Origin of the sequence: Zobellella aerophila, from assembly GCF_039539325.1 — a bacterium.
Taxonomy (GTDB): Bacteria; Pseudomonadota; Gammaproteobacteria; order Enterobacterales; family Aeromonadaceae; genus Oceanimonas; species Oceanimonas aerophila.
In genome coordinates, this window is sequence record NZ_BAABCX010000002.1 from 807196 (window position 1) to 829829 (window position 22634).

The window sequence follows — 22634 nt, forward strand, 5'->3', positions numbered from 1 at the left end:
GGTTGAATGAACAGTAACTGGATACACCCTAGGGGCTGACAAAGCGCACCTGAAACAATAAAGGCCATAGCTTGCCCGTCAGGTAGAAGGTATCGGTCTCGGCCTCGTAGGCGATGCCATTCAATACCGCCTCCCCGTCCCAGGGCTGCTCGCTTAGCAGCAGCAGGGGAGTGGCATCGATTTCGGCCAGTACCCTGCCGCTGGCCTTATCGATTTTGACGATACGGCTGTCGCGGTAAATATTGGCATACACCGCATCCCCTACACACTCCAGCTCATTGAGCGCTCCAGGCGAGCGGCCACCAAAATTCACCGGCTGTTGACCCAATAACTCAAAACTCTGGGCATCACGGCGATACAAGGTTTGGCTGCCATCTGTCATCCACAGAAATTCGCCATCGAAACACAGGCCCCAGCCCTCGCCACCATACTGATGGGCCCGCTGCAGGGAAAAATCATCCAGGTCATAGACCAGGGCCAGCCCCTCCTTCCAGGTCAGCTGAATAAGCGTATCCCCGACCCGCGTCAGCCCCTCGCCGAAATAGGCCGGGTCCAGCGCCAACAAATTCAGTACCCGACCGGTTTCGGGGTCCACCTTACGCAGGCTGGCCTGGCCATAGAGACCGGTACTCTCATAGATATGCCCCTCATGCAGCAGCAAGCCCTGGGTAAAGGCGTCGGGATCATGGGGTAGCGTACGCACTACCTCGACCCGCAACCGCTCGGTCATGGGCTCGGCCACGGCCTGGGCAGGATGGCAGCAAGCCAAGGCCAGCAGCAGCACGCTGCCCCATTTAAACAAGAAAAAAATAACAGCCCCCTTAGGGTGTGTCCGTTGCTGTACATTAATTACGCTGAGGGTCACGGCCCAACAGGGCGCGACGACGAAATCATTAACAGTAACGGGACACACCCTAATGCCTGGCCCTGGTTAACCTGTCTATCCGCAATCGCTCCCGCTCATCAAACAACCGTCGGCTGGCCACCGATACCGCCGCCTGGGTACCGAAACCCGTGCCCACGGTAATGATGAACATCACCAGTACCTGGTATTTCACCGCCAGCGCCGGCGGGCTGCCCGCCAGTATCTGCCCCGTCATCATGCCGGGCAGGCTGACCACCCCGGCTGCCGCCATGGCATTGATGGTCGGGATCATACCAGCGCGCATCGCCTCTCGCCTAATATCGCCGATCGCCTGACTCCAGCCCTGACCGAGCATCAGCCGACCTTCGAGCAGAGCCTTCTGCCGCCAGACCGAATCGGTCAGCCGATCCAGGCTCAACGCCACCCCGGTCATGGTATTGCCCAACATCATGCCCAACAGGGGAATGGCATATTGGGGGGTATACCAGGGCTCAGGGCCTATGATCAGGGTCAGGGTCAACGCGGTAACGGTAAAAGACGATACGAACATGGAAAGGGTGCCGATGCCAAAGGTCCAGCCACCGGCCAGCCGCCGTTTCTGCCGGGCCATCACCTCCCGGCCGGCGACCAGCAGCATCACCATGGCCATCAGCACCACCCAATGCCAGGCTGCGGCCGAGAACAGGGCTTCCAGTACCAGACCGATCAGCGCCAGTTGCAACAGGGTACGGAGCGCCGCAAGCAGCAGGCTTTGGGCGATGCCCAACCGCGCCAGATGGGAACAGGCTGCCAATGCCAGCACCATCAGTGCCGCCAGACCCAGCTGCCACCAACTTAACTCGATAACCCCCATCATCGATGCTCCAGCTGAGAACCCTGAATATGGTAATGGCGATCCGCCACTCGCCCTATCTGGGCCCTGTCATGGCTGACCCACAACACCGGCAGCCGCTGCCTGCGTGTCCAGCGGCCAAGCCAGCCCTCGGTGTGCAAGGTCAGCTCCGGATCCAGATTAGCGGTCGGCTCATCCAGCAACAGGGCCCTGGGACCATAAGAACAGGCCCGCAGCAGGGCCAGCCGCTGCTTTTCGCCGGATGACAGGCGCCCGACCTGCCAACCCAGTACCCCAGGTTCCAGGCCCAAGTCCGTCAACTCCCTGGCGAGATCTCGGTGGTCGGCGAAGTGCTCGTCTACCCGTTCCGCCCACCAGGGGCTTTCGGACGGAACCAGCATCACCCAGCCCCGCCAACGATGGGCCTTGACGGCGGCCTGAGCCACATCACCCAGCCAGATCTCCCCGCCATGGTCATCCAAATCGGCGATGGCACGCAATAACCGGCTCTTGCCCGAGCCCGAGGGGCCGGACAGGCAAACAATCTCTCCCGGTGCGATAGACAGGGAAACCGCTGTCAGTGCGCCCACGGATACCTGCTCCAACCTCAGTCCCCGGGTATCGGCTCCCCCCTGAGACCCGCTTACGCGTTCAACACCTTTAGCTTCGCTTTCCCGAGAATCATATGCCCACAAAGGCTGCTCCTTCTGCCAAGCCTGCCGATGCTCATCATAATACAGAGCATAGGCCGAACCGGCTCCCGTGTCTGTTGTTGTCGCAGTGCGGATATAACTAAAACCCGGCCCAGGCCTTGCCAGATGGCGGGGAAGCGGGAAAGCGCTGGCCAGGATCCCCTGACTTGCGGACGCAGTCCTTGATTTTGCTGTTATTTAAATGAAAATCCGGCCCTACCATCGGGTCTATACTAATGGCGGGATATGGCACGGAACGCTGGCATGAGGCTCATGTCAGGGCGTCCCCATCCCATCCATCACCACTTCCAGGAGAATAATAATGATGCAGCGAATCTGCCGGATAATGAACCCCCTACTGATCGTTTCGTTGATCATGGGCACAGTGCCGCTGGCGGCACAGGCCCAGCCGAGCCAGCTGATCTCCACCCAGACGGTTCTGAATACCGAACAGGTCAACACCGACCGTGAACGCATCGATGCGCTGCTGGCCCGCGCCGACGTGCGTGAACAGCTGGTCGCCTACGGCGTTGAACTTCCCGAGGTCGAGGCCCGGGTAGCGGCCCTGTCCGATCAGGAAGTTCATCAGATGGCCGAACAGCTGGATAATATGCCAGCCGGGGCCAATGCCGTGGTCGGCGCCCTGCTCACCGTGTTTATTATCCTGCTGGTCACCGACCTGCTGGGGCTGACCAAAGTGTTCCCCTTCACCCGCTGATGGGCACAAAGCGCCGCCTGGCGGGCGTTTTGCCATTGCTGCTGACGTGGCTGTTGGTCGGCTGCGCCTCTCCCCGGCCCTCAGCAGAGGCTGCGGGTCGGTTGCCGGCCACCGCCTATATCGCGGGAGTGCCCTTCCATGGCCAGCGTGACTATCAATGTGGCCCCGCTTCGCTGGCCATGGTGCTCAATGCCAGCGGAGTCCGGATCGGCGTGGATCAGCTGATCCCCCAGGTATTTGTACCCGGTCGTTCCGGCAGCGTACAGCCGGAAATGCTGTCCACCGTGCGTCGTCATGGACGGATCAGCTACCCGCTGACCGGCAGCCTGGATGTGTTGCTCACCGAAGTCGCCGCCGACCACCCCGTCGTGGTACTGCAGAACCTGTCACTGCCGCGCTGGCCGCTGTGGCATTACGCGGTGGTGATAGGTTACGACCAGGAACGGGACCAGCTTCTCCTGCACAGCGGCGAACAATCGCACCAGCCGATGGCCATGGGCCGTTTTGACACCACCTGGGCACGCGGTGGTCGCTGGGCCATGGTTGCCCTGCCACCGGGACAACTGCCGGAGACCATCACGGCGCAGCAGGCGACCGAAAGCATAGCCGCGTTTGAGCCGATGGCCGGCGCCGAGGCCGCACTACCGGCCTGGCAGGCCCTGGTCAGGCGTTGGCCCACTCATGCCATGGGCTGGTTTGCCCTGGGCAATGCCCTCTATGCCACCGGGAAGCAACAGGCGGCGATCGATGCCTTTCGCCAGGCCACCGAGCAAGCACCGGATCTCGCCGTCGCCTGGCTCAACCTGGGCCTGGCGCAAGCGGCCCAGGAGCAACCGCAAGCGGCAGCCCACAGCCTGCACCGGGCCGCCGCATTACCAGGACCATGGCAAAGCCATGCCAGACAGGCCCTGCAACAACTGGGGCGCGACTGAGCCGCCCCTGCTTGCGAGGGTGTACCCAGTTACCGTTCATGATTTCGTCGCCGCCCCGACAGGATCCACGGAGGCCATGCCGCTCCGTGGCCTCGTTGCTTACCGCTGACGTGGACCCACTAAACTGCGCGATGCGCGCCTTGCCCCGAAGCGGTATAGCTTCAGCACAATGAATGCACAATAATGGGACAGACCCGAGGCATTGAACCAGGATTCTGTGGCCCCGCGCTTCAATAGACGTGGCCCTCGGTGGTGAGCATTCCGACCAGCTGAGCCCGGGTCACCAGCCCCAGTCCCTGGCGACCGACGGGCAACAGGAAGCCGGCCGTTTCTTCCAGCTGCAATGTCTTGATGGCGGCCAGCAGGGTGGCGTCTTCGGCCAGCTCAATCAGCCGGTGGCGGTCGGCCAACAACGGAGCAAGTGTCTGACTAAGGGATACTCCATCCGGCTGTTGCCGCCATGTCAGGTACATCTCTTTAAAGCGCGGACCATTGACCAGATAAGGCTGCCCGGTCAACCACACCACGACCCACTGCGGCTTTTGCCGCAACACCCCGGCAGGCACCTCACCGGTGTCGGCATCCACCCCGGCAAACTGAAAACAGGCCAGCTCCGACAGGTAGCGCTGGGCCAGGGCGGTGCATACCGGATGGGTCTGCAACACCTGCCCCCGCGCCTCGAGCAGGGTCAGCAACAGGGACGGCAGCCGAAACCCGTGCTGGCATACCAGGTTGGCACTGAGCACCACCACCATGGCCGGAAACATCGCCTCGGCACTGAGCGACAGCTCCAATACCGTGGCGAGGGCCGCCAGCGGAGCATGGAGCACGGCCCCCATCATGGCGGCCATGCCCAGCAAAGCATAGAGGCCAGGTTCGGAAGCGCCCGGCACCACGGCTCCCGCCACCCCACCGGCACAGACTCCCAACATCAGGTTAGGCGCTATCTGTCCCCCCGGCACCCCCAGGCCGATCGCCGCCGCCGTGGCGATCAGCTTGGCCAGCAGCAGCAGCAGCAACGGCAGCCAAGGCATTGGCTGGACCAGGGTGGTATTGATGGTATCGTATCCGGAGCCCAGGATCTGCGGGGCGACCAGGGCCAGGACACCGGTGATGATGCCCGCCAGCAGCAGCCGGGGCCCCTTCGACTGGATGGGAAACCGCAGGAAGAGCCGAACCAAGTGGTGGAACAGCACCGCCACCAGCCCGACCCAGATGCCGGTGAACAGCAGGCCGGGAATGTCGGAGTAGCCAGCGAGAGCCAGCTGGACCGGCTCCAGCACCGGATGCGGCCCCAACAGCACCTCGGTAAAAGCCGAGGCGGTGATGGCCGCGGCGATAATGGGGGCGAACCCCAGCAGGCTGTATTCCATCAGCACCACTTCCATGGCGAATAGCACCCCGGCCAGGGGAGTGGTAAAAGCGGCAGAAATGGCTGCCGCCGTACCACAGCCGATCAACAGCCGCAGCTGGCTCGGCGGCCGGCCCGCATACTGGCCGAACAAGCTGGCCACCCCCGAGCCCAGGTGCACCGCCGGTCCCTCGCGGCCGATGCTCTGCCCCGAGCCAAGGGCAATCAAGGCCCCCACAAACTGAAACGCGATATTGGCTGCCGGCAGTCGTCCCTGGCCGAACTGCAGGCGCTCCAGCACATGGGGCAGCCCGACCGACTGGGCAGAAACAGGAGTAACCCGATACAGGCCGATCAGCAGCAGGCTGCCGAATACCGGCAGACCCAGCCGCCAGAGGGGGGGAAGAGACTCAAAATCTTCCAGCGAGGCCCCGTTCAGCCAGCCCAACGTCATGTTCAGCAGGGTCAGGAAACTGGCCATCACCAAGCCGGCAGCCACCCCGATCACGCAGCCGAGCAATACCAGGGGTAACAGGCTGTGCGACGGCCCGAAAAAGAGCCGCCGTAATCTGCTTTTCGACTGAGACATGGGTTCCGCCGGATAAGAAGCCTTGTACACAAGCATAACCAGATCCGGAGCTGCTCACCACAGCCATGCTGCCCGGCCTTGGGACGGCCATTGTGCTATAGTCCAGCCACTTTTTATCGACTGGGGCGATCACAACGATGAGTATTGAACAACAACTGACGGCACGCAGCGGCGGCAAGTGCGAACTGTGCGGTGCCAATCACCGGCTCACCCCGTACCAGATCCCCCCGGCCGCGGATGACGGTGCCGATAACAGCGTGCTGCTTTGTGGTACCTGCCATGACCAGATCGACAAGCCGGAAGATCTGAATCACTGGCGTTGCCTGAACGACAGCATGTGGAGCCAAGTACCCGCGGTACAGATCATGGCCTGGCGCATGCTCAAACGGCTGTCTGCCGAAGTCTGGGCCCGGGATCTGCTCGATATGCTTTACCTGGATCCGGAACTCCAGGGCTGGGCCGAAGCCGGCATGGCCGAGGATGACGACGACAGGCTCCCCACCCTGGACAGCAATGGCGCCCGGTTGGCGGTGGGAGACTCGGTCACCCTGATCAAGGATCTGGAGGTCAAGGGTGCCGGTTTTACCGCTAAACGCGGCACCCTGGTGAAAAACATCAACCTGACCGACAATCCCGAACATATCGAAGGCAAGGTCAACGGGGTGCAAATCGTGCTGGTCGCCAAGTTCCTGAAAAAAGCCTGAACCAGGAGCGGCCCATGTATAAGCTGGTATTCTTTGTCCCGGACGCCCAACTCGAATCGGTCAAGGAGGCTGTATTCGCCACCGGGGCCGGTAAAATAGGCGACTATGATCGATGTTGCTTCGAAACCCGGGGCATGGGCCAATTCCGGCCCTTGGTCAGTGCCCGGCCTTTTATCGGCCGGGCTGGTCAACTGGAGCGAATCAAAGAGGTACGTGTGGAGCTGGTATGCGAAGATGCGTTGATCCGCGAGGCCGTCGCCGCCCTGCGCAAGGCCCATCCCTATGAAGAGCCCGCCTTCGATGTCTGGCCCCTGAGTGATTTCTAGGGGCTAGGCCTTATACCGACACTGAACGGCGCCGCCCATTACCGCCCTGGATCCAGCCTGGGCGGCATAAAGATCCGTCGGATCCATGCGCCGTCCAGCTGCTGGAAAACCTCCCGGGCAACGCCGTAGTCCCACCGCCGCCCCTTGACCTCCAGTACCATGGCACCGAAGATATCGATTTCTATCCGGTCATGGGCATAGTTTATCCATATCCAGCCATCCCCCTGCCTGCCGTATTGCAGGTGGCCGAAACGTCTGTCGAGCCTGACCACTATCTGCTCGAAGGCCTCCGGCCCCAGCTCGCCGAAGATCACATATTCATTCTGCACCACCGGGGTGCGCCTGAGCCGGCGACAATGTTCACAGAAAGGATGAAGTAACCGGCTTGATATCAGTCCCAAGCCAATAACTATCCATGATATATAGTCCAGCTAACGGCATAAGAGGAATAGTTATGTATTGCACCCTGTCCGGCCCCTGTGGCCAGTTAAAGGTTACCGCCACACCCCAAGCCATCATCCGCATTGATTTCCTGGATCAGCCGGAGTTTCATCAGCCGGCGACCACTCCCCTGCTGATTGAGGCCAGTGCCCAGCTGGAAGCTTATTTTGCCGGTAACCTGCACAGCTTCTCCCTACCCCTGGATCCACAAGGAACCACCTTCCAGCGGCGAGTCTGGCAGGCCCTGCAGCAACTGGCCTATGGGGAACGCTGCAGCTATCGAGATATCGCCCTGCATATCGGCAGCCCCTTGGCCGTACGCGCCGTGGGGGCGGCGAACGGCCGAAATCCCATTCCGATTATCATCCCCTGCCACCGGGTGATCGGGGCCAATGGCAAGCTGACCGGTTATGCCGGCGGGCTGGAACGCAAGTCCTGGCTGTTGCGTCATGAGGCCGGTCAATCAGGCCCGGCCGGATCATGGGCGAGCATATAGCAGATAAACACGATCCAATTTGTAAGAGATCTCTCAACGAAGCGACAGATAAAACGTTTTCTACTTACGGAATAAACGCCTGAAAATTAAAAATACACATTTAATACAATAAGTTATAAAAAAAACCCGGTTATACACTCTTTCCGGCCTACCTCCACTCGCTTGAGCAGGAATTCAGTTAGGCTATTATCTCTCCCGCAAGGAGCGAGGAGGTCCGTCAGGAAGACAGGCCGCCAGGAAAGGCGAAAGGAGCACCGCAGGATGCGGTAAAGGACACCTCCAGGATGGAGACAGTCGAGCGGGTCAGGATGACACGCGGTCAGGACGACCAGGGACACACCGAAGGAACGGGAAGAGGAACACCTTAAGGATTAAGGTAAAGTCAGGGATTGCAGGGAGCAATTTGGTTTAGGGACTGAACCGGTAAGGCGACCCAAAAGGGGGATGACATGATGTCGTCCCCCTTTTTCCTCTTTGCCACTGTGGCAGCCATTGAGGTTCTTAGTGCCGCCACTTGTATTTGCCCGGCCCGAGCAGGATCACCGCCACCGCGGTCAGCAGGAAGAATCCCTGTAGCTCGAGTCGCCAGCCGCCCGAATCACCCAGCATAAAAAACTGATCGGAATGGGCCAGCCCCAAGGCAAACAGCATATTAACCACGATGAGCGCGGCCCCGACCCGGCTGTAATAGCCGATGATCAGCATCAGAGGCGCTATGACCTCCCCCACATAAACACCGTATGCCAGGATCGCCGGTAGATCCTTGCTTACCAGCATGTTTTCGATACCCGAGACACCGCCAAACACCTTGCTGACCCCATGAAACAAGACTAATACACCCAATGTCAGGCGTAATATCAATTTGCCCAGATCCGGATTTTCCGCCATAACCACTCCTCACTGTTATTTATCAGCAATCCTCGCCGGGAATGGAGGAACACAGTGCCTCCCCGTTTACCGCCTGAACGGGGCTCCCGGAGATCCCCCGAACACTCAGTAATAATAAGCAAAAAAGGCGCCGAACAGCGCCTTATTTATATCTATTCACTGCCCACGGTTCAGCCGTGCGGCCCGACCACCAGGCAATCCATCCCCTGTCGGGACAGACTTAGGCAGGCGTTACGTGCCTGCTGCTCCTGCAGGCCCACCAGACGGGCACGGAACAGCTTGCGATTACTGATCTCCACCTCGCTGACCGCCACTTCTCCCTGTACCCACTTGGTCGCAGCTACGGCCTGAGCCCTGGCCCGTTCATGCCCGTGGTAAGAGCCGACCTGAACGGCCCAATCAGAACCCAGGAGAACCTCGGTTTGCCCGGTCGGGACCGGCCTCTCCTCCCGCTGTAACACTAGGGTGTCGGCTGATTTGCTGATCAGGGGCGCCGGCTTGATCTCATATTTCACCGAGGCCGAGGGTTGAGGTCTGACGCTTGGTTGAGCAGGAGCAGCCTCGATTACCCTCTGCACGACCCGCGGTTTTCCTGAGGCACGGACGAAGCCGCGATCGAGTAATTGGGCCATATGCTGATCACGGGAGTGGGCTGTCTGGCCCCCCATCACCACGGCGATCAGCCGCTTGTCGCCACGTTTGGCCGAGGTGGCCACGTTGAAGCCAGAGGCCCGGATATACCCGGTCTTCAGGCCGTCCACCCCCTGATAGCTGCGCACTATCCGGTTATGGCTGGTGTAGGTCTTGCCGCGATAATGAAAGGAAGCCGTGGAGAAATAATGATAATACTTGGGAAAGTCCTGCATCAGCCGCTGCGCCAGCGTCGCCATGTCCCGTGCCGAGGTCTTTTGCTGGCTGTCGGGCAAACCGGAGGCATTGCGGAACTGAGTATCTTTCATATTCATCTTATGCGCCTTGTCGGTCATCATCCGGGCAAAGTTCCGCTCGCTGCCTCCCAGGGCTTCGGCAACCACGGCAGCCACATCGTTGGCCGAACGCACCACCAGGGCGGGAATGGCATCGCGCACCAGTATACCGTCTCCCGCACGCAGGCTCAGATTGGTCTGCGGCATGGAAGCGGCGTGGGCCGACACCCGCATCTTGCTGGCCAGGGTCAGCTTGCCCTGCTCCATCGCCTCAAACAGCAGATAGAGGGTCATCATCTTGGTCAGAGAGGCGGGATAACGGGGAGCATCGGCGTGGGCGGCATACAACACCTCTCCCGTATTGGCATCCACCACGATAGCGGCGTAGCGGGGGTTAGCCTGTGCTTGGCTAAACAGGGAGATAAGCAATATGGTGGCAAGGATAAAAAACCCCTTCTTCCCCGCACCTTCTAAAGCAAACATGGGATCTATCCTCTCTGAATGTTGAAAAAGCCGGCAGAAATTACGTGACGAATATCAAACTGTCCAGCTTTTACCCTTTAATTTTCCCTTACCTCTGATGCCGACTCGTACAAACGCGACAGCATTTGGAACCAAGCGACAGAACTTGTCCGTTTCAGAGTCGGATACCCTAATCATATATCGCAATTTACGCTTGTGAATCCCCCGAGCGTATTCCATTGCCGATATTTAAAAGCAAGGCGCCGTCTGGCGCCTTGCTTGCTATTCACTCAGGTTAGGCGCCAGCCACTTTTCGGCTTCCAGCCGGGTCATACCCTTGCGCTCGGCATAATCCAGCAGCTGATCCTCCTGGATCTGCGCCACCGCGAAGTAACGGGTATCCGGGTAGGAGAAATAAAAACCCGACACCGCCGCCCCCGGCCACATGGCAAAGGATTCGGTCAGTTTCATACCGATGCGGGGCTCTACGTCCAGCAACTGCCAGAGGGTACCCTTCTCGGTGTGTTCCGGGCAGGCCGGATAGCCGGGTGCCGGGCGGATACCCCGGTATTTCTCCCGGATCAGCTCATCATTGCTGAGCGACTCCTCGGGGTCATAGCCCCAGTATTCGCGCCGTACCAACAGGTGCATATACTCGGCAAACGCCTCCGCCAGGCGATCCGCAACGGCACTGGCCATGATGGCGTTATAGTCGTCATGGGCCTCTTTATAGCGGCGGATGATGTCATCCTCGCCGATGCCGCCGGTCACCGCAAAGGCGCCTACATAATCGGGTTTGCTGCCCTTGGGAGCCACATAATCGGCCAGACAATAGTTGGGGAAACCGTCTTTCTTCTCGGTCTGCTGACGCAGGAAACGCAGGGTATGCAATACCCTGCTGCGCGACTCGTCGGTGTAGACTTCCACATCGTCTTCAACGCTGTTGGCCGGAAACAGGCCCATCACCCCCGAGCATCGCAGTTCGCCATCGGCCGCCAGCTTATCCAGCAGGGCATTGGCATCGGCAAACAGGCGCTTGGCCTCTTCACCCACCACCTCATCCTCGAGGATGCGCGGATACTTGCCCGCCAACGACCAGGTCAGGAAGAAAGGTGTCCAGTCGATATACTCCCGCAGTACCGCAACGGGCACATCGTGAAACTCATGGATCCCCGGCTTGGCCGGTACCGGTGGCGTATATGACTGCCAGTCGATGGCCACCTTGTTGGCCCGGGCCTGGGCCAGGGTCACCGGCTGGGTACGGGGTCGCTTGCGGGCATGCTGGTCACGGACCACTTCATACTCCTGATCCAACCGCTCTACAAAGGCAGGCTTGTTTTCGGCACTGAGCAGGGTCTGTACTACACCCACGGCACGGGAGGCATTGGCCACATAGACCACGGGCTCGTCGTAGTTCTGCTCTATCTTCACCGCCGTGTGTGCCTTGGAAGTGGTGGCGCCGCCGATCAGCAGCGGGATCTTGAAGCCCTGGCGCTGCATTTCCTTGGCCACATGCACCATTTCATCCAGGGACGGGGTGATAAGACCAGACAGGCCGATCATGTCGGCATTGGTCTCCCGGGCCGTCTTGAGGATCTGCTCACAGGACACCATCACCCCCAGATCCACCACCTCGAAGTTATTACACTGCAGCACCACGCCGACGATATTCTTGCCGATGTCGTGCACATCGCCCTTCACCGTCGCCATCACCACCTTGCCGTTACTCTGTCCGGCCTGTTTGCTAGCTTCGATAAAAGGATTCAGATAGGCCACCGCCCGCTTCATCACCCGCGCAGATTTGACCACCTGGGGCAGGAACATCTTGCCTTCACCGAACAGATCGCCGACCACGTTCATACCATCCATCAGCGGACCTTCGATCACGTCCAGGGGCCGTGCCGCCTGGGCCCGGGCCTCTTCGGTATCGGCTTCGATATAATCGGTCAGGCCCTTGACCAGGGAATGGGCCAGACGCTCGTTCACCGGCCAGCTGCGCCATTCCTGATCCCGGGGATCCGCCGCCTGGCCGCCACTGCCACGGTAGCGCTCGGCAATCTCCAGCAACTCTTCGGTGGCACCCTCATGGGTGTTGAGCACCACGGCTTCCACTTTTTCCTTCAGCTCGGGCGCGATATCGGCGTAGATGGCCAGCTGTCCGGCATTGACGATGCCCATATCCATGCCGTTCTTGATGGCATAATAGAGGAACACCGCATGGATAGCTTCGCGTACCGCATCGTTACCGCGGAACGAGAAAGACACGTTGGACACACCGCCGGAGATCATGGCATGGGGCAGGTGAGTCTTGATGTCCTTCACCGCCTCGATAAAATCCACCGCATAGTTGTTGTGCTCTTCGATGCCGGTGGCGACCGCGAAGATGTTGGGGTCGAAGATGATGTCTTCCGGCGGGAAGCCCACCTGATCGACCAGGATTCGGTAGGCGCGCTGACAGATCTCGAACTTGCGCTCCCGGGTGTCGGCCTGACCCACCTCATCGAAAGCCATGACGATCACCGCGGCACCGTAGCGGCGCACCAGCTTGGCCTGTTCGATAAACTTGTCCTCCCCCTCCTTCATGGAGATGGAGTTGACTATACCCTTACCCTGGATGCACTTGAGACCGGCTTCCAGCACTTCCCACTTGGAGGAATCGACCATGATCGGCACCCGGGAGATATCCGGCTCACCGGCGATCAGGTTGAGGTAGCGGGTCATGCAGGCCTCTGCGTCAAGCATGCCCTCATCCATGTTGATGTCGATGATCTGGGCGCCGCTTTCCACCTGTTGCAGCGCCACCTCCAGTGCCTCGTCGTATTTCTCTTCCTTGATCAACCGTTTGAATTTGGCCGAGCCGGTGACATTGGTCCGCTCACCGACGTTGACGAAGATGCTCTCGGGAGTGATGGTCACCGGCTCCAGACCCGACAGCCGGCAGGCCACCGGCAGCTCGGGCAAGGCCCTGGGGCTGATGCCGGCCACCGCCTCGGCCATTACCCTGATATGTTCCGGGGTCGAGCCACAGCAACCGCCGACCAGGTTCAAGAAGCCGCTTTCGGCCCATTCCCTGATATGGCTGGCCATTTCTTCCGCTTCGAGATCATATTCACCGAAGGCATTGGGCAGGCCGGCGTTGGGGTGGGCCGAGACATAGGTTTCACAGATGCGGGACAGCTCGGCCACATACTGGCGCAGCTCATCGGGCCCCAGGGCACAGTTCAGGCCGAAAGAAATCGGCTTGGCATGACGCAGCGAGTTATAGAAGGCTTCCGTGGTCTGGCCCGACAGGGTACGACCGGATGCGTCGGTAATAGTGCCCGAAATCATCACCGGCAGGCGCCGGTCCAGCTGCTCGAACAGTCCCTCGATAGCGAATACCGCCGCCTTGGCGTTCAGGGTATCGAAGATGGTCTCGATCATCAGCAGATCGGCACCACCCTCGATCAACGCCTGGGCCGCTTCGGTATAGGCGGTCACCAGTTGATCGAAGGTGACGTTGCGTTTACTAGCGTCATTCACATCGGGTGAGATGGAAGCGGTCCTGTTGGTCGGGCCCAGCACCCCGGCCACAAAACGGGGTTTGTGGGGTTCTTTGGCGGTCCACTCATCGGCAACCCTGCGCGCCAGCCTGGCCGCCTCCAGGTTAAGCTCCGCCGCCAGGCTTTCCATCTGGTAATCGGCCATGGCGATGGTGGTGGCGTTAAAAGTATTGGTTTCCACGATATCGGCGCCGGCGGCGAAATAGTCGCTGTGGATCCGGGCGATGATCTCCGGCTGGGTCAGCACCAGCAGATCGTTGTTGCCTTTCAGATCAGACGCCCAGTCGGCGAAGCGCTCCCCCCGGTAGGCGGCCTCATCCAGACGGTGGGACTGGATCATGGTGCCCATGCCGCCATCTATGATCAAAATGCGTTCGGCGAGCGCCTGCTCGAGTTGGGAAAAAACCGGGGAATTGGACACTTTTGACTCCTGTAACAACATGATTCCTGCGGGCGGACTCCATGCTATCACAAAAATGGCCATTAGAAATCCAGCCATCTATAAGGCCAGCGAGACTGGCCTCCGGAGCCCCGGGAAGATAATTAGGATGACGCCTGAATTTTTATCTTTATATAGCAGTTTTCACTAGAGACCAGCGGTAGAAATAGGGCAAACTATGCGCATCCGGCGAAGACCGGAAACCTAGCTTGCCAATGATTAAAAATAACAACCGGAAGTGCCTTAATGAGCGTTTACTACACCTTGTGTATTTTAGCGGCGATGGCGATCACCATCGCCTTCGTCAACCAGTATATAACGAGAATACAAACCACCATTGCCATCACCTCGGGTGCCCTGGCCATTTCTATCCTGATGTTGATCCTGGGTAAAACCACTTGGCCCGAACTGCAGTTGCATGCGGTGGCCACCCTCAAGACGGTGGATTTCGGGGATTTTCTGCTAAAGGGGATACTCGGCTTCCTGCTGTTTGCCGGCGGATTGGGCATCAACCTGTCGGCACTCAAAACCCAGAAATGGGAAATTACCACCCTGGTTATCCTGGGAGTATTGCTGTCGACCATGGTCGTGGCCGTCGGTCTCTGGCTGCTGGCCTTTATCGCCTCCATTCCCCTGCCCTTTGTCTATTGCCTGTTGTTTGGTGCCCTCATCTCACCCACGGATCCCATCGCCGTGCTGGCAATCGTCAAGAAGTTGGGCGCACCGGAACAGATCGCCATCCAGGTTGAAGGCGAGTCGCTGTTTAACGATGGTATCGGCCTGGTGGTATTCCTGACCATCTTCGCCGTGGCCTTCAACGGCCATGAGACCAGCATGGGCTCGGTACTGGCCCTGTTCACCCATGAAGCCATCGGCGGCATTCTGTTTGGCGGCCTGCTGGGACTGATGTCCCACATCATGATCAGCGCCACCGATGATGGCTCCATGGAACTGCTGATGACCCTGTGCATACCGACCGCCGGCTTCGCCATCGCCAATATGCTGGGTGTATCCGGCGCCCTGGCCATGGTGGTCGCCGGCATCATGATCGGCAACTGGACCCGCCATACCGGCTTCAGCGAGCAGAGTCAGAAGTACCTGGATCATTTCTGGCACCTGATGGACGAATTCCTCAACGCCCTCTTGTTCCTGCTGATCGGCCTGGCCATGCTGCTAGTGCAATTTCACTGGCAGGCCTGGATCCTGGTGCTGCTGTCCATACCGCTGGTACTGGCGGCCCGCTTTGTCAGCGTTGCCGTCCCTTACCTGGGGTTCCGCCGCTTTCGCAGCTACAACAAGTATTCGGTGCGCATCCTGACCTGGGGCGGCTTGCGCGGCGGCTTGTCACTGGCCATGGCGTTGTCGATCCCGGCCGGCATCAAGCTTGGGGCCAACGGCCAGGTGGAGCTGCGCGATCTGATCCTGATGATGACCTACGCCATAGTCATTTTCTCGATCATAGTGCAGGGCATGACCATCACCCCCATGATCAACAAGGCCAAGGCGCTGGAAAAACCCAGCGAATTCGGCTAGCACATAGCGCTGGTATCGATAAGGGCCGTGGCCCGGCGAAACCCATGTTTCCCGGGCCCCGTCACTGAGGGCCTACACACCGGCGGAAAGTATCGTCAGTAACGGGTCAGGGTCTGGCCCTCGGCGCTCAGGGTACGCAGGTCGTAAGGGGTCAGCTGGTAGACATGGTAATTCAGCCAGTTGGCGAACAGCAGATGGCCGTGGCTGCGCCAAGTCGCCTTTGGTGCATTATCCGGGTTATTTTGCGGAAAGTAATTTTCCGGGATGGCGGGCTCAAGGCCGGCCGACAGATCACGCAGATACTCACCATGCAGGGTACCCGCATCGTACTCGGGATGGCCGGTGACAAACACCTGCCGCCGATCCGGACTGACCGCCAGATACACCCCCGCCCGCTCCGACGCCGCCAATATATTCAGATCGGTGCGCTCCTGAATAAGCTCGATCGGAAAGTCCGCATAGCGGGAGTGAGGAGCCAGAAACACATCGTCAAAACCCCTCACCAGTGGCTCAAACTCAGCCAGCTTCTGATGTTCGTAGACACCGGACAACTTCTCCAGCCGGGTCTGCTTATCGACCCCATAGAGGATTTTCAATGCCGCCTGTACCGCCCAGCATAAAAATAGGGTGGAGGTCACATGGCTTTTCGCCCATTCGATCACGTGCTCTATCTTGTCCCAATAGAGCACGTCGCAGAAATCGGTCAGTCCCAGGGGAGCACCGGTGATAATCAGGCCGTCGTAATACTCATCCTTGATCTGCTCGAAATCATAATAAAAGTTTTCCAGATGAGATTGAGGCGTATTCTTCGAGGCCCTGTCATCGATGCGCAACAGATCCACATCTATCTGCAAGGGCGAGTTAGAGAGCATCCTTAACAACTGGTTCTCGGTTTCTATTTTTTTTGGCATCAAGTTAAGCAGCAGTACCCGCATGGTACGGATATCCTGATGGGCAGCACGGGACTCCGTCATCACAAAGATATTTTCCTGAGTCAGGACATTGGCCGCGGGCAGGCGATCCGGGATCTTGATGGGCATGTGCTTACTCCCTGAGCAGTATCGGTAAAAAAGTCTAGACATCCAGAAATCTACAACAAAGGGGTGGCGGTTGTCATCCCTGACATGGGCGGGATCGGCAAGTTGCGCTAGAATCCCGGCAGACCCATAACAAGGACACCATAATGAACCCAGTGATTGAATTGGTGAGTACCGGCGACGAAGTACTGACCGGGTTGATTACCGACACCAATGCCGGCTGGCTGTCCCAGCAACTGCTGGAGCTGGGCTGGCAGGTCAGACGCCGCTTTACCGTTGGCGATGACAAGGCCGATCTGGTGCAGCTGTTCGAGCAACGCAGCCATGAAGCGGATTTGATCATCGTCAACGGGGGCCTGGGCCCTACTTCCGATGATATCAGCGCCCTGGCAATGGCCGAGGCCGCCGCAGTGCCTCTGGTGCTGAACGAGCACTGGCTGGAGGTCATGCGAGCCAAATACGGCGCCCGCAACAGGCCCATGCCCGAAAGCAATATCAAACAGGCCATGTTGCCTGCCGGCGCCGAGGTCATCGACAACCCGCTTGGCACCGCCTGTGGCTTTGCCGTCAAACTCAACCGCGCCACCTTTATCTTTACCCCGGGGGTGCCGTCCGAACTGAAAAATATGATGGCTGCAGAAGTCACGCCCCGCCTGGTCCGGCTGTTTGGCCGACAGGGCGCCAGCGAGGTACGCCGCTTCTTCCTGTTTGGCCTTTCCGAATCAGGCTTGAGCGATCGCCTGGACAGCAAAGCCTGGCAGCCGGGAATTACCCTGGGCTACCGCGCCAGCCTGCCGACCATAGAGGTCAAGCTGATCATCGAGCAGGCCTCGCCTGCCGCCGTGCAGCAGGCAGAACAACAGTTGCTGGACGAGGTGGGCAGACACCTGCTGGCAAGGGGGGAGCTGGATTTCAAGACCAGCCTGGGCCCCTTGCTGGCCAACCAGGCCCTGACCTTGTTTGAGGAGGCCAGCGGTGGCCGGCTTACGGATACCATCAGTACCATCACCCCCGAGTTTGAAGGCCATTACCTGTGCGGCTTACCTGACGAAGCGCGTGATTTAGCAACATGGCTGCTGGGCTCCAGCCGGGAGCTGGCACTGGCCATCGGCGCCGAAGGACCCCAGGGCGTCCCCCTGGCCCTGCTCACCGCTGGCGGATGCCATGCCCAGACGCTGAGAGTCCAGTTTCGCGATCCGCTCTCCCGCCGCAAACTGCTGGCCTTCGCCGCACTAGACATGCTGCGCCGCCATCTCAGCGGGCTGGAAGTGATGGTTGACTACGATATCCTGCCCTGCAGCGAACGTCTGATACTGGCATCCTGACACAAGGGGGCCCAGCCCCCTGTATAGCAACTAGCCGAGTCGGTTAAGGCGGATCAGTATCCTCATCACCAAACCACTCATCATATTGACCAGCCGCCCGGACAGTGGCGTATGGAATAACCAGGCCCCGGTTAGCAGGGCCAGGGGCACCGAGCCACAGAAAAAGTCGGTAAACCAGTGGGCACCGGACAGCATCCTGGGCATGGCCAGCATCAGCACCAGGGGCATCACGGCATATAGATAGCGGCGGGGAAAACGGTAACAGATGAATAACAGGAAAGTGGCAAAGCCGATACCGTGATCGCTGGGAAAAGCGTCCCCCGAGGCATCTTTTGCCTTGATATCCGGCACCAGCAGACTCACCCGGGCTGCATTCTCATGGCTCAGGGTCGGGCTTGCTCTCTCGATAGGCAGGGCTTTACCCACAGCGGCCTGGATGGAAAAGGCACCGGCCATGATCAGCAACAGACACAGTAGCCGCACTCGCTCAACCCAGGATAGCAACCAGGCGAAACGGAATACAAACAACATCATCAACAATGCCACGGCACCGTCTATCCAGCGTTGATTGATAAACGCCACCCCCTCGGCCCAGCCGGGAACGCGGGTCAGCAAGTCATTAAAAAACCAGAAAACACCCTCATCCAGCGCCTGCCAGTAACCGTAGAACCAGGAGAAAAATAATAAAAACGCCAGGCCGTGGAGTATGCCGAAACCTTTAAAATCCCATGCCATAGAGAGTATTGTATGCGGTTGATAAGAAGCGCTACTTATAGCAGAAAAGATGACAGTTAGCCGACCATAAAAAGCCGGCTAACGCCGGCTCCTCTTGATTACAACAGCTTGGCGGCCAGCTCCCGCTGGCGGGCCTTGAGTGCCTCTATATCAAGGTTACAAATGGCACCATCTATAACCCGCCACTTACCGGCCACCATCATGCGGTCGGCACGATGGGCCCCGCAGAGCAGCAGCGCGGCCAGCGGATCACCGGCGCCAGCGAACTGGATCTCATCCAGCTTGAACAGAGCCAGATCCGCCTGTTTGCCCACCGCCAGTTCACCTATGTCATCCCGTCCCAGACAGGCGGCCGAACCGCGGGTGGCCCATTCCAGCACCTTCTGATGGGTAATTCGACGGGCGCCATAGCGCAACCGCTGTAACAGCAAAGCCTGCCGCACCTCCAATATCATATTGGAGCAGTCATTCGAAGCCGAACCGTCCACGCCTATTCCCACCGGGCAGCCGGCCGCTTCCAGATCCAGCGTCGGGCACTGGCCCGAGGCCAGCAGCATATTGGAGGATGGGCAGTGAGCAATACCGACGCCGGCCTTGCCCAGCCGCCGGATTTCCTCTTCATTGAAATGGATACCATGGGCCAGCCAGACCCTGTCGTTCAGCCAGCCGACCGATTCCAGATAATCGACCGGCCTCATCCCGAACATTTTCAGGCAGAACTCGGTCTCATCGTGGGTCTCGGCCAGGTGGGTATGGAGTTGTACCCCATAGCGGGTGGCCAGTTCGGAGGACGCCTTCATCAGCTCGGAGCTGACCGAAAAGGGAGAGCAGGGTGCCAGCGCGACCCGGCTCATGGCGCCGGGTTCAGCACTATGATAACGGCGGATCAGCCGCTCGCTATCAGCAAGAATCGTGGCTTCCGACTGCACCGTGGATTGGGGGGGCAAACCACCCTGCTCCTGCCCCAGACTCATGGAGCCTCGGGTCAAATGTACCCGCACTCCCAATCGTTCGGCCTGGGCAAGCTGGATATCAATCGCATCTTCCAAGCCCTGGGGAAACAGGTAATGATGATCACTGGCGGTGGTGCAGCCCGACAGCAATAGTTCCGACAGGGCCAGCTGTGTTGAGACTTCTACCATTTCCGGATGCAGCCTGGCCCAGACCGGGTATAAAGAAACCAGCCAGGAAAACAGTTCCTTGTTTAAGGCTACCGGATGGGCCCGGGTCAGGGTTTGATAGAAATGATGATGGGCGTTCACCAGCCCAGGTAACAGCACATGTTCACGGGCATCAAAGGTGGCATCCACCGGCAAGGTGGGTTGCTGGCCGGCAGCGACCAGTTCGGCAACCTTACCCTCTTTGATAACCACACCACCGGAATAGGAGGGACTCAGTGCGGCAAGCGGGTGTTTAATCCATAAAGCGTTGGGGTTTTGCATCAGACTTTCGACTCCATATTAATGAAAGTTGGCATCACCCGGATGTAAAAAACCCTGACGCACAATCCGGGAAGGTACGTCAGGGTATTGAGCCTGCTGATCAACAGGCAGCAATGGGGTCAGGCATCCTGGCCTGCGCTAGTTAACTTTTTTTTTGTGTCCACCGGCGCCTCCTCCTCGGAGTGCTTTATCGCCTCGTCCTTGATGTTCTTAGGCAAAATAATGCTCAGCAGGATGGCTGAAATAGCACCGGTTGCAACAGGAGAACTCAGGATGTTGGCCACGGTTTTGGGCAGTTCCTGTAACACCGTGGGCACAGTGGACACCCCGATACCCAGGCCGACGGAGATAGCAACTATCATCATATTGCGACGATCCAGCTCCGCATGGGAAAGTACCCGGATACCAGCCACCGCCACAGTACCGAACATGATCAGGGTTGCACCACCCAGCACCGGCTTGGGCATTTGTTGCAACACGCCTCCGATGACCGGGAACAGGCCCATAATCACCAGAATAGCCGCGATATAGATACCGACAAAACGGCTGGCCACCCCGGTCAGAGCGATAACACCATTATTCTGGCTGAAGGTGGTGGATGGCATACTATTGAAGGTGGCGGCAATCATGGAATTAATCCCATCAGCCAGTACGCCACCACGAATACGGTTCAGGTAAACGGGTCCTGCAACCGGCTCTCTGGAGATAGTGGAGTTAGCCGTCAGATCACCCGTGGTTTCCATGGCACTCACGCAGAACAGTATGGCCAACGGAATAAAGGCGGCCAGATCAAACTGGAAGCCAAACTTAAAGGGCATGGGGATCGACACCAGCGGCAGGCTGCTCAGGTGAGAAAAATCCAGGCGCCCCATGAATAAGGCCACAACCATACCTAGCACCAGACCAATCACAACGGCCGCCAGACGGATCATGGGATTACGGGAACGGTTGAGCAGGATAACACTCACCAGCACAATCCCTGCCAGCATCAGGTTGTCCAGGGCTCCGAAATTCTCAGCCCCAAAACCGCCACCTATATCAGTCATCGCCACCTTGATAAGAGGAATACCGATCAGGATGATGATAGTGCCGGTCACCACGGGGGTAATGATATTCTGCAGCTTATGAATAAAGCGGCTCAGGAAAATTTCGATAAAAGCGGCACAGAAGCTAACACCAAATATAGTGGCCAGGATGTCTTCCGGCGTGCCACCACGACTCTTTACTATCATTCCGGCCGATAAGATAGCAGTCAGAAATGCGAAGCTGGTGCCCTGTAAACACAGCATTCCCGCCCCCACCGGACCAATGCGTCGGCATTGGATAAAGGTCCCGACACCGGAGACCATCAACGCCATACTGATCAGATAGGGCACATGCTCACCCAGGCCCAAAACGCCCCCCACGATCAGGGTCGGCGTGATAACCCCAACCAAACTGGCCAGCACATGCTGCAGCGCGGCGAAACAGGATGGCAAAAATCCAGGTTTATCATGCAGAGAATACAGCAAGTCATGGTTCTTGCCGGTTTCCTTGGTTACATCTTGGGTCATAACAGATCCTTTGTTAGTTCTCGCCAAGGCTGAAAATCCCTTGGCAGTGTGACACACCTAGTATGAATCAACTTTCACGTCACGGGTTGATCGCTCGTTTTTATCTTCCTGCATAGCCCGTCGCTTGGCAGCAAGCCCACTTAATAATACATCAACAGATACAAGGATGTTAATTTATTTTTTAAAATATGTACACAATGTCAAAAAATATATATCCATTAAAATACACCAAGTGCATCCAAAATAGGAAGCCGTACCGACACAAGCCTCGATCTCAGCTTGCTGCCGGTGAAAATAAATGGGTAATCCGATCGATATGCTTGGCGGTGACTTGGGGCACAAAGGCCAAGAGGGAGAGATAAACACAGCAGCACCCTACTCGGACATGGCTAGAGCCGATTGGATTAAATGTGGGGATGGTTACAAGGTGGGCTATTTAATTTCCACTTGCACGTCGGTCAGAGAGCCGGCTCTCGAGCTATACGCAATAAATATGACTAATCACTTAATCAGACTGGTATTATCTGTCATGTGAAGAGACCGGCGGCAGAAACGCAAAAAAGCCCTTCACATCGGTGAAGGGCTTTTCAATTGGGTGCCTGGCAGTGACCTACTTTCACATGGCAGCTGCCACACTATCATCGGCGCGGGTGCGTTTCACTTCTGAGTTCGGCATGGGGTCAGGTGGGACCACAACGCTATCGCCGCCAGGCATAAACTGGGTTGTTGACCAATCTGGGTCAACAACATCTGGAAAACTGATGAACCATTCTTGCTTTGTAGTCTCGACCGCAAGGCCTCACACT

General features: G+C 58.4%; 19 protein-coding genes and 1 rRNA gene. 7 read left to right on the plus strand and 13 right to left on the minus strand.

The genetic code is table 11. The annotated features are described in order from the left end of the window. Positions 1 to 28: 28 nt before the first annotated feature. The 3 genes from ABD806_RS11390 to ABD806_RS11400 form a co-directional block, all read right to left on the minus strand. Positions 29 to 802, minus strand: a complete 774-nt coding sequence (locus ABD806_RS11390) for a glutaminyl-peptide cyclotransferase (RefSeq protein ID WP_344957999.1) — start codon at positions 800 to 802, stop codon at positions 29 to 31. A 112-nt stretch (positions 803 to 914) separates the two neighbouring features. Continuing rightward, positions 915 to 1721 (minus strand): ABC transporter permease, encoded by an 807-nt coding sequence (locus ABD806_RS11395; protein WP_344958001.1) that lies wholly within the window; start codon positions 1719 to 1721, stop codon positions 915 to 917. Further along, positions 1718 to 2287 (minus strand): ABC transporter ATP-binding protein, encoded by a 570-nt coding sequence (locus ABD806_RS11400; protein WP_344958003.1) that lies wholly within the window; start codon positions 2285 to 2287, stop codon positions 1718 to 1720. The genes ABD806_RS11395 and ABD806_RS11400 overlap by 4 nt, the downstream gene beginning before the upstream one ends. Before the next feature lie 424 nt (positions 2288 to 2711). Between ABD806_RS11400 and ABD806_RS11405 the strand changes: the two genes are divergently transcribed. Continuing rightward, the gene (locus ABD806_RS11405) at positions 2712 to 3107 is read left to right on the plus strand and encodes a PA2779 family protein (RefSeq protein ID WP_344958005.1); all 396 of its coding nucleotides are present in this window, start codon (positions 2712 to 2714) and stop codon (positions 3105 to 3107) included. Positions 3108 to 3142: 35 nt separating this feature from the next. Continuing rightward, positions 3143 to 4039, plus strand: coding sequence for a PA2778 family cysteine peptidase (locus ABD806_RS11410; protein ID WP_344958007.1), 897 nt, complete (start codon positions 3143 to 3145; stop codon positions 4037 to 4039). Positions 4040 to 4269: 230 nt separating this feature from the next. Here ABD806_RS11410 and ABD806_RS11415 read toward each other — a convergent pair whose 3' ends face one another. Continuing rightward, positions 4270 to 5979 carry a chloride channel protein gene (locus ABD806_RS11415; protein WP_344958009.1) on the minus strand — a complete coding sequence of 570 codons (1710 nt, stop codon included), beginning with the start codon at positions 5977 to 5979 and terminating at the stop codon, positions 4270 to 4272. A 137-nt stretch (positions 5980 to 6116) separates the two neighbouring features. Between ABD806_RS11415 and ABD806_RS11420 the strand changes: the two genes are divergently transcribed. Continuing rightward, positions 6117 to 6683, plus strand: coding sequence for a PhnA domain-containing protein (locus tag ABD806_RS11420; RefSeq protein WP_344958011.1), 567 nt, complete (start codon positions 6117 to 6119; stop codon positions 6681 to 6683). A 14-nt stretch (positions 6684 to 6697) separates the two neighbouring features. Next, on the plus strand, positions 6698 to 7009 hold the full coding sequence (locus ABD806_RS11425) for a YqfO family protein (protein ID WP_344958013.1): 312 nt from the start codon (positions 6698 to 6700) through the stop codon (positions 7007 to 7009). Positions 7010 to 7047: 38 nt separating this feature from the next. Here ABD806_RS11425 and ABD806_RS11430 read toward each other — a convergent pair whose 3' ends face one another. Next, a complete protein-coding gene (locus tag ABD806_RS11430) occupies positions 7048 to 7410 on the minus strand; it encodes a hypothetical protein (RefSeq protein ID WP_344958015.1) in 363 nt (120 codons plus the stop codon). A 47-nt stretch (positions 7411 to 7457) separates the two neighbouring features. Here ABD806_RS11430 and ABD806_RS11435 point away from each other — a divergent pair, with 47 nt between their 5' ends. Further along, complete coding sequence (locus ABD806_RS11435; RefSeq protein WP_425583114.1) at positions 7458 to 7946, plus strand: methylated-DNA--[protein]-cysteine S-methyltransferase; 489 nt, start codon at positions 7458 to 7460, stop codon at positions 7944 to 7946. A 501-nt stretch (positions 7947 to 8447) separates the two neighbouring features. Here the strand turns inward: ABD806_RS11435 and ABD806_RS11440 are convergent. From ABD806_RS11440 to metH, 3 genes are all read right to left on the minus strand, one after another. Beyond that, the gene (locus ABD806_RS11440; RefSeq protein ID WP_344958019.1) at positions 8448 to 8834 is read right to left on the minus strand and encodes a DoxX family protein; all 387 of its coding nucleotides are present in this window, start codon (positions 8832 to 8834) and stop codon (positions 8448 to 8450) included. 170 nt (positions 8835 to 9004) lie between these two features. Next, positions 9005 to 10243, minus strand: a complete 1239-nt coding sequence (locus ABD806_RS11445; RefSeq protein ID WP_344958021.1) for a serine hydrolase — start codon at positions 10241 to 10243, stop codon at positions 9005 to 9007. A gap of 261 nt (positions 10244 to 10504) precedes the next feature. Further along, a complete protein-coding gene (gene metH / locus ABD806_RS11450) occupies positions 10505 to 14185 on the minus strand; it encodes a methionine synthase (RefSeq protein ID WP_344958023.1) in 3681 nt (1226 codons plus the stop codon). A 264-nt stretch (positions 14186 to 14449) separates the two neighbouring features. Between metH and ABD806_RS11455 the strand changes: the two genes are divergently transcribed. Beyond that, on the plus strand, positions 14450 to 15736 hold the full coding sequence (locus tag ABD806_RS11455) for a cation:proton antiporter (protein ID WP_344958025.1): 1287 nt from the start codon (positions 14450 to 14452) through the stop codon (positions 15734 to 15736). 95 nt (positions 15737 to 15831) lie between these two features. Here ABD806_RS11455 and metA read toward each other — a convergent pair whose 3' ends face one another. Beyond that, the gene (gene metA, locus ABD806_RS11460) at positions 15832 to 16776 is read right to left on the minus strand and encodes a homoserine O-acetyltransferase MetA (RefSeq protein ID WP_344958027.1); all 945 of its coding nucleotides are present in this window, start codon (positions 16774 to 16776) and stop codon (positions 15832 to 15834) included. Positions 16777 to 16919: 143 nt separating this feature from the next. On the opposite strand from metA, the gene ABD806_RS11465 reads away from it, so the two are divergent. Continuing rightward, on the plus strand, positions 16920 to 18098 hold the full coding sequence (locus tag ABD806_RS11465) for a molybdopterin-binding protein (protein ID WP_344958029.1): 1179 nt from the start codon (positions 16920 to 16922) through the stop codon (positions 18096 to 18098). A 30-nt stretch (positions 18099 to 18128) separates the two neighbouring features. Here ABD806_RS11465 and ABD806_RS11470 read toward each other — a convergent pair whose 3' ends face one another. The 4 genes from ABD806_RS11470 to rrf all read right to left on the minus strand — a co-directional run bounded on the left by ABD806_RS11470 (position 18129) and on the right by rrf (position 22540). Beyond that, positions 18129 to 18833, minus strand: coding sequence for a phosphatase PAP2 family protein (locus ABD806_RS11470; protein WP_344958031.1), 705 nt, complete (start codon positions 18831 to 18833; stop codon positions 18129 to 18131). 98 nt (positions 18834 to 18931) lie between these two features. Continuing rightward, a complete protein-coding gene (locus tag ABD806_RS11475; protein ID WP_344958033.1) occupies positions 18932 to 20275 on the minus strand; it encodes an 8-oxoguanine deaminase in 1344 nt (447 codons plus the stop codon). A gap of 119 nt (positions 20276 to 20394) precedes the next feature. Next, on the minus strand, positions 20395 to 21828 hold the full coding sequence (locus tag ABD806_RS11480) for a nucleobase:cation symporter-2 family protein (RefSeq protein WP_344958035.1): 1434 nt from the start codon (positions 21826 to 21828) through the stop codon (positions 20395 to 20397). Between the two features lie 597 nt (positions 21829 to 22425). Beyond that, positions 22426 to 22540, minus strand: a 5S ribosomal RNA gene (gene rrf, locus ABD806_RS11485). Between the last annotated feature and the right edge of the window lie 94 nt (positions 22541 to 22634).

Coding starts and splice junctions, on each gene's coding strand:
- ABD806_RS11395 (WP_344958001.1), bottom strand. CDS start 1,721: ATGATGGGGGTTATCGAGTTAAGTTGGTGGCAGCTGGGTCTGGCGGCA.
- ABD806_RS11405 (WP_344958005.1), top strand. CDS start 2,712: ATGATGCAGCGAATCTGCCGGATAATGAACCCCCTACTGATCGTTTCG.
- ABD806_RS11415 (WP_344958009.1), bottom strand. CDS start 5,979: ATGTCTCAGTCGAAAAGCAGATTACGGCGGCTCTTTTTCGGGCCGTCG.
- ABD806_RS11420 (WP_344958011.1), top strand. CDS start 6,117: ATGAGTATTGAACAACAACTGACGGCACGCAGCGGCGGCAAGTGCGAA.
- ABD806_RS11425 (WP_344958013.1), top strand. CDS start 6,698: ATGTATAAGCTGGTATTCTTTGTCCCGGACGCCCAACTCGAATCGGTC.
- ABD806_RS11440 (WP_344958019.1), bottom strand. CDS start 8,834: ATGGCGGAAAATCCGGATCTGGGCAAATTGATATTACGCCTGACATTG.
- ABD806_RS11445 (WP_344958021.1), bottom strand. CDS start 10,243: ATGTTTGCTTTAGAAGGTGCGGGGAAGAAGGGGTTTTTTATCCTTGCC.
- ABD806_RS11455 (WP_344958025.1), top strand. CDS start 14,450: ATGAGCGTTTACTACACCTTGTGTATTTTAGCGGCGATGGCGATCACC.
- metA (WP_344958027.1), bottom strand. CDS start 16,776: ATGCCCATCAAGATCCCGGATCGCCTGCCCGCGGCCAATGTCCTGACT.
- ABD806_RS11465 (WP_344958029.1), top strand. CDS start 16,920: ATGAACCCAGTGATTGAATTGGTGAGTACCGGCGACGAAGTACTGACC.
- ABD806_RS11470 (WP_344958031.1), bottom strand. CDS start 18,833: ATGGCATGGGATTTTAAAGGTTTCGGCATACTCCACGGCCTGGCGTTT.
- ABD806_RS11475 (WP_344958033.1), bottom strand. CDS start 20,275: ATGCAAAACCCCAACGCTTTATGGATTAAACACCCGCTTGCCGCACTG.
- ABD806_RS11480 (WP_344958035.1), bottom strand. CDS start 21,828: ATGACCCAAGATGTAACCAAGGAAACCGGCAAGAACCATGACTTGCTG.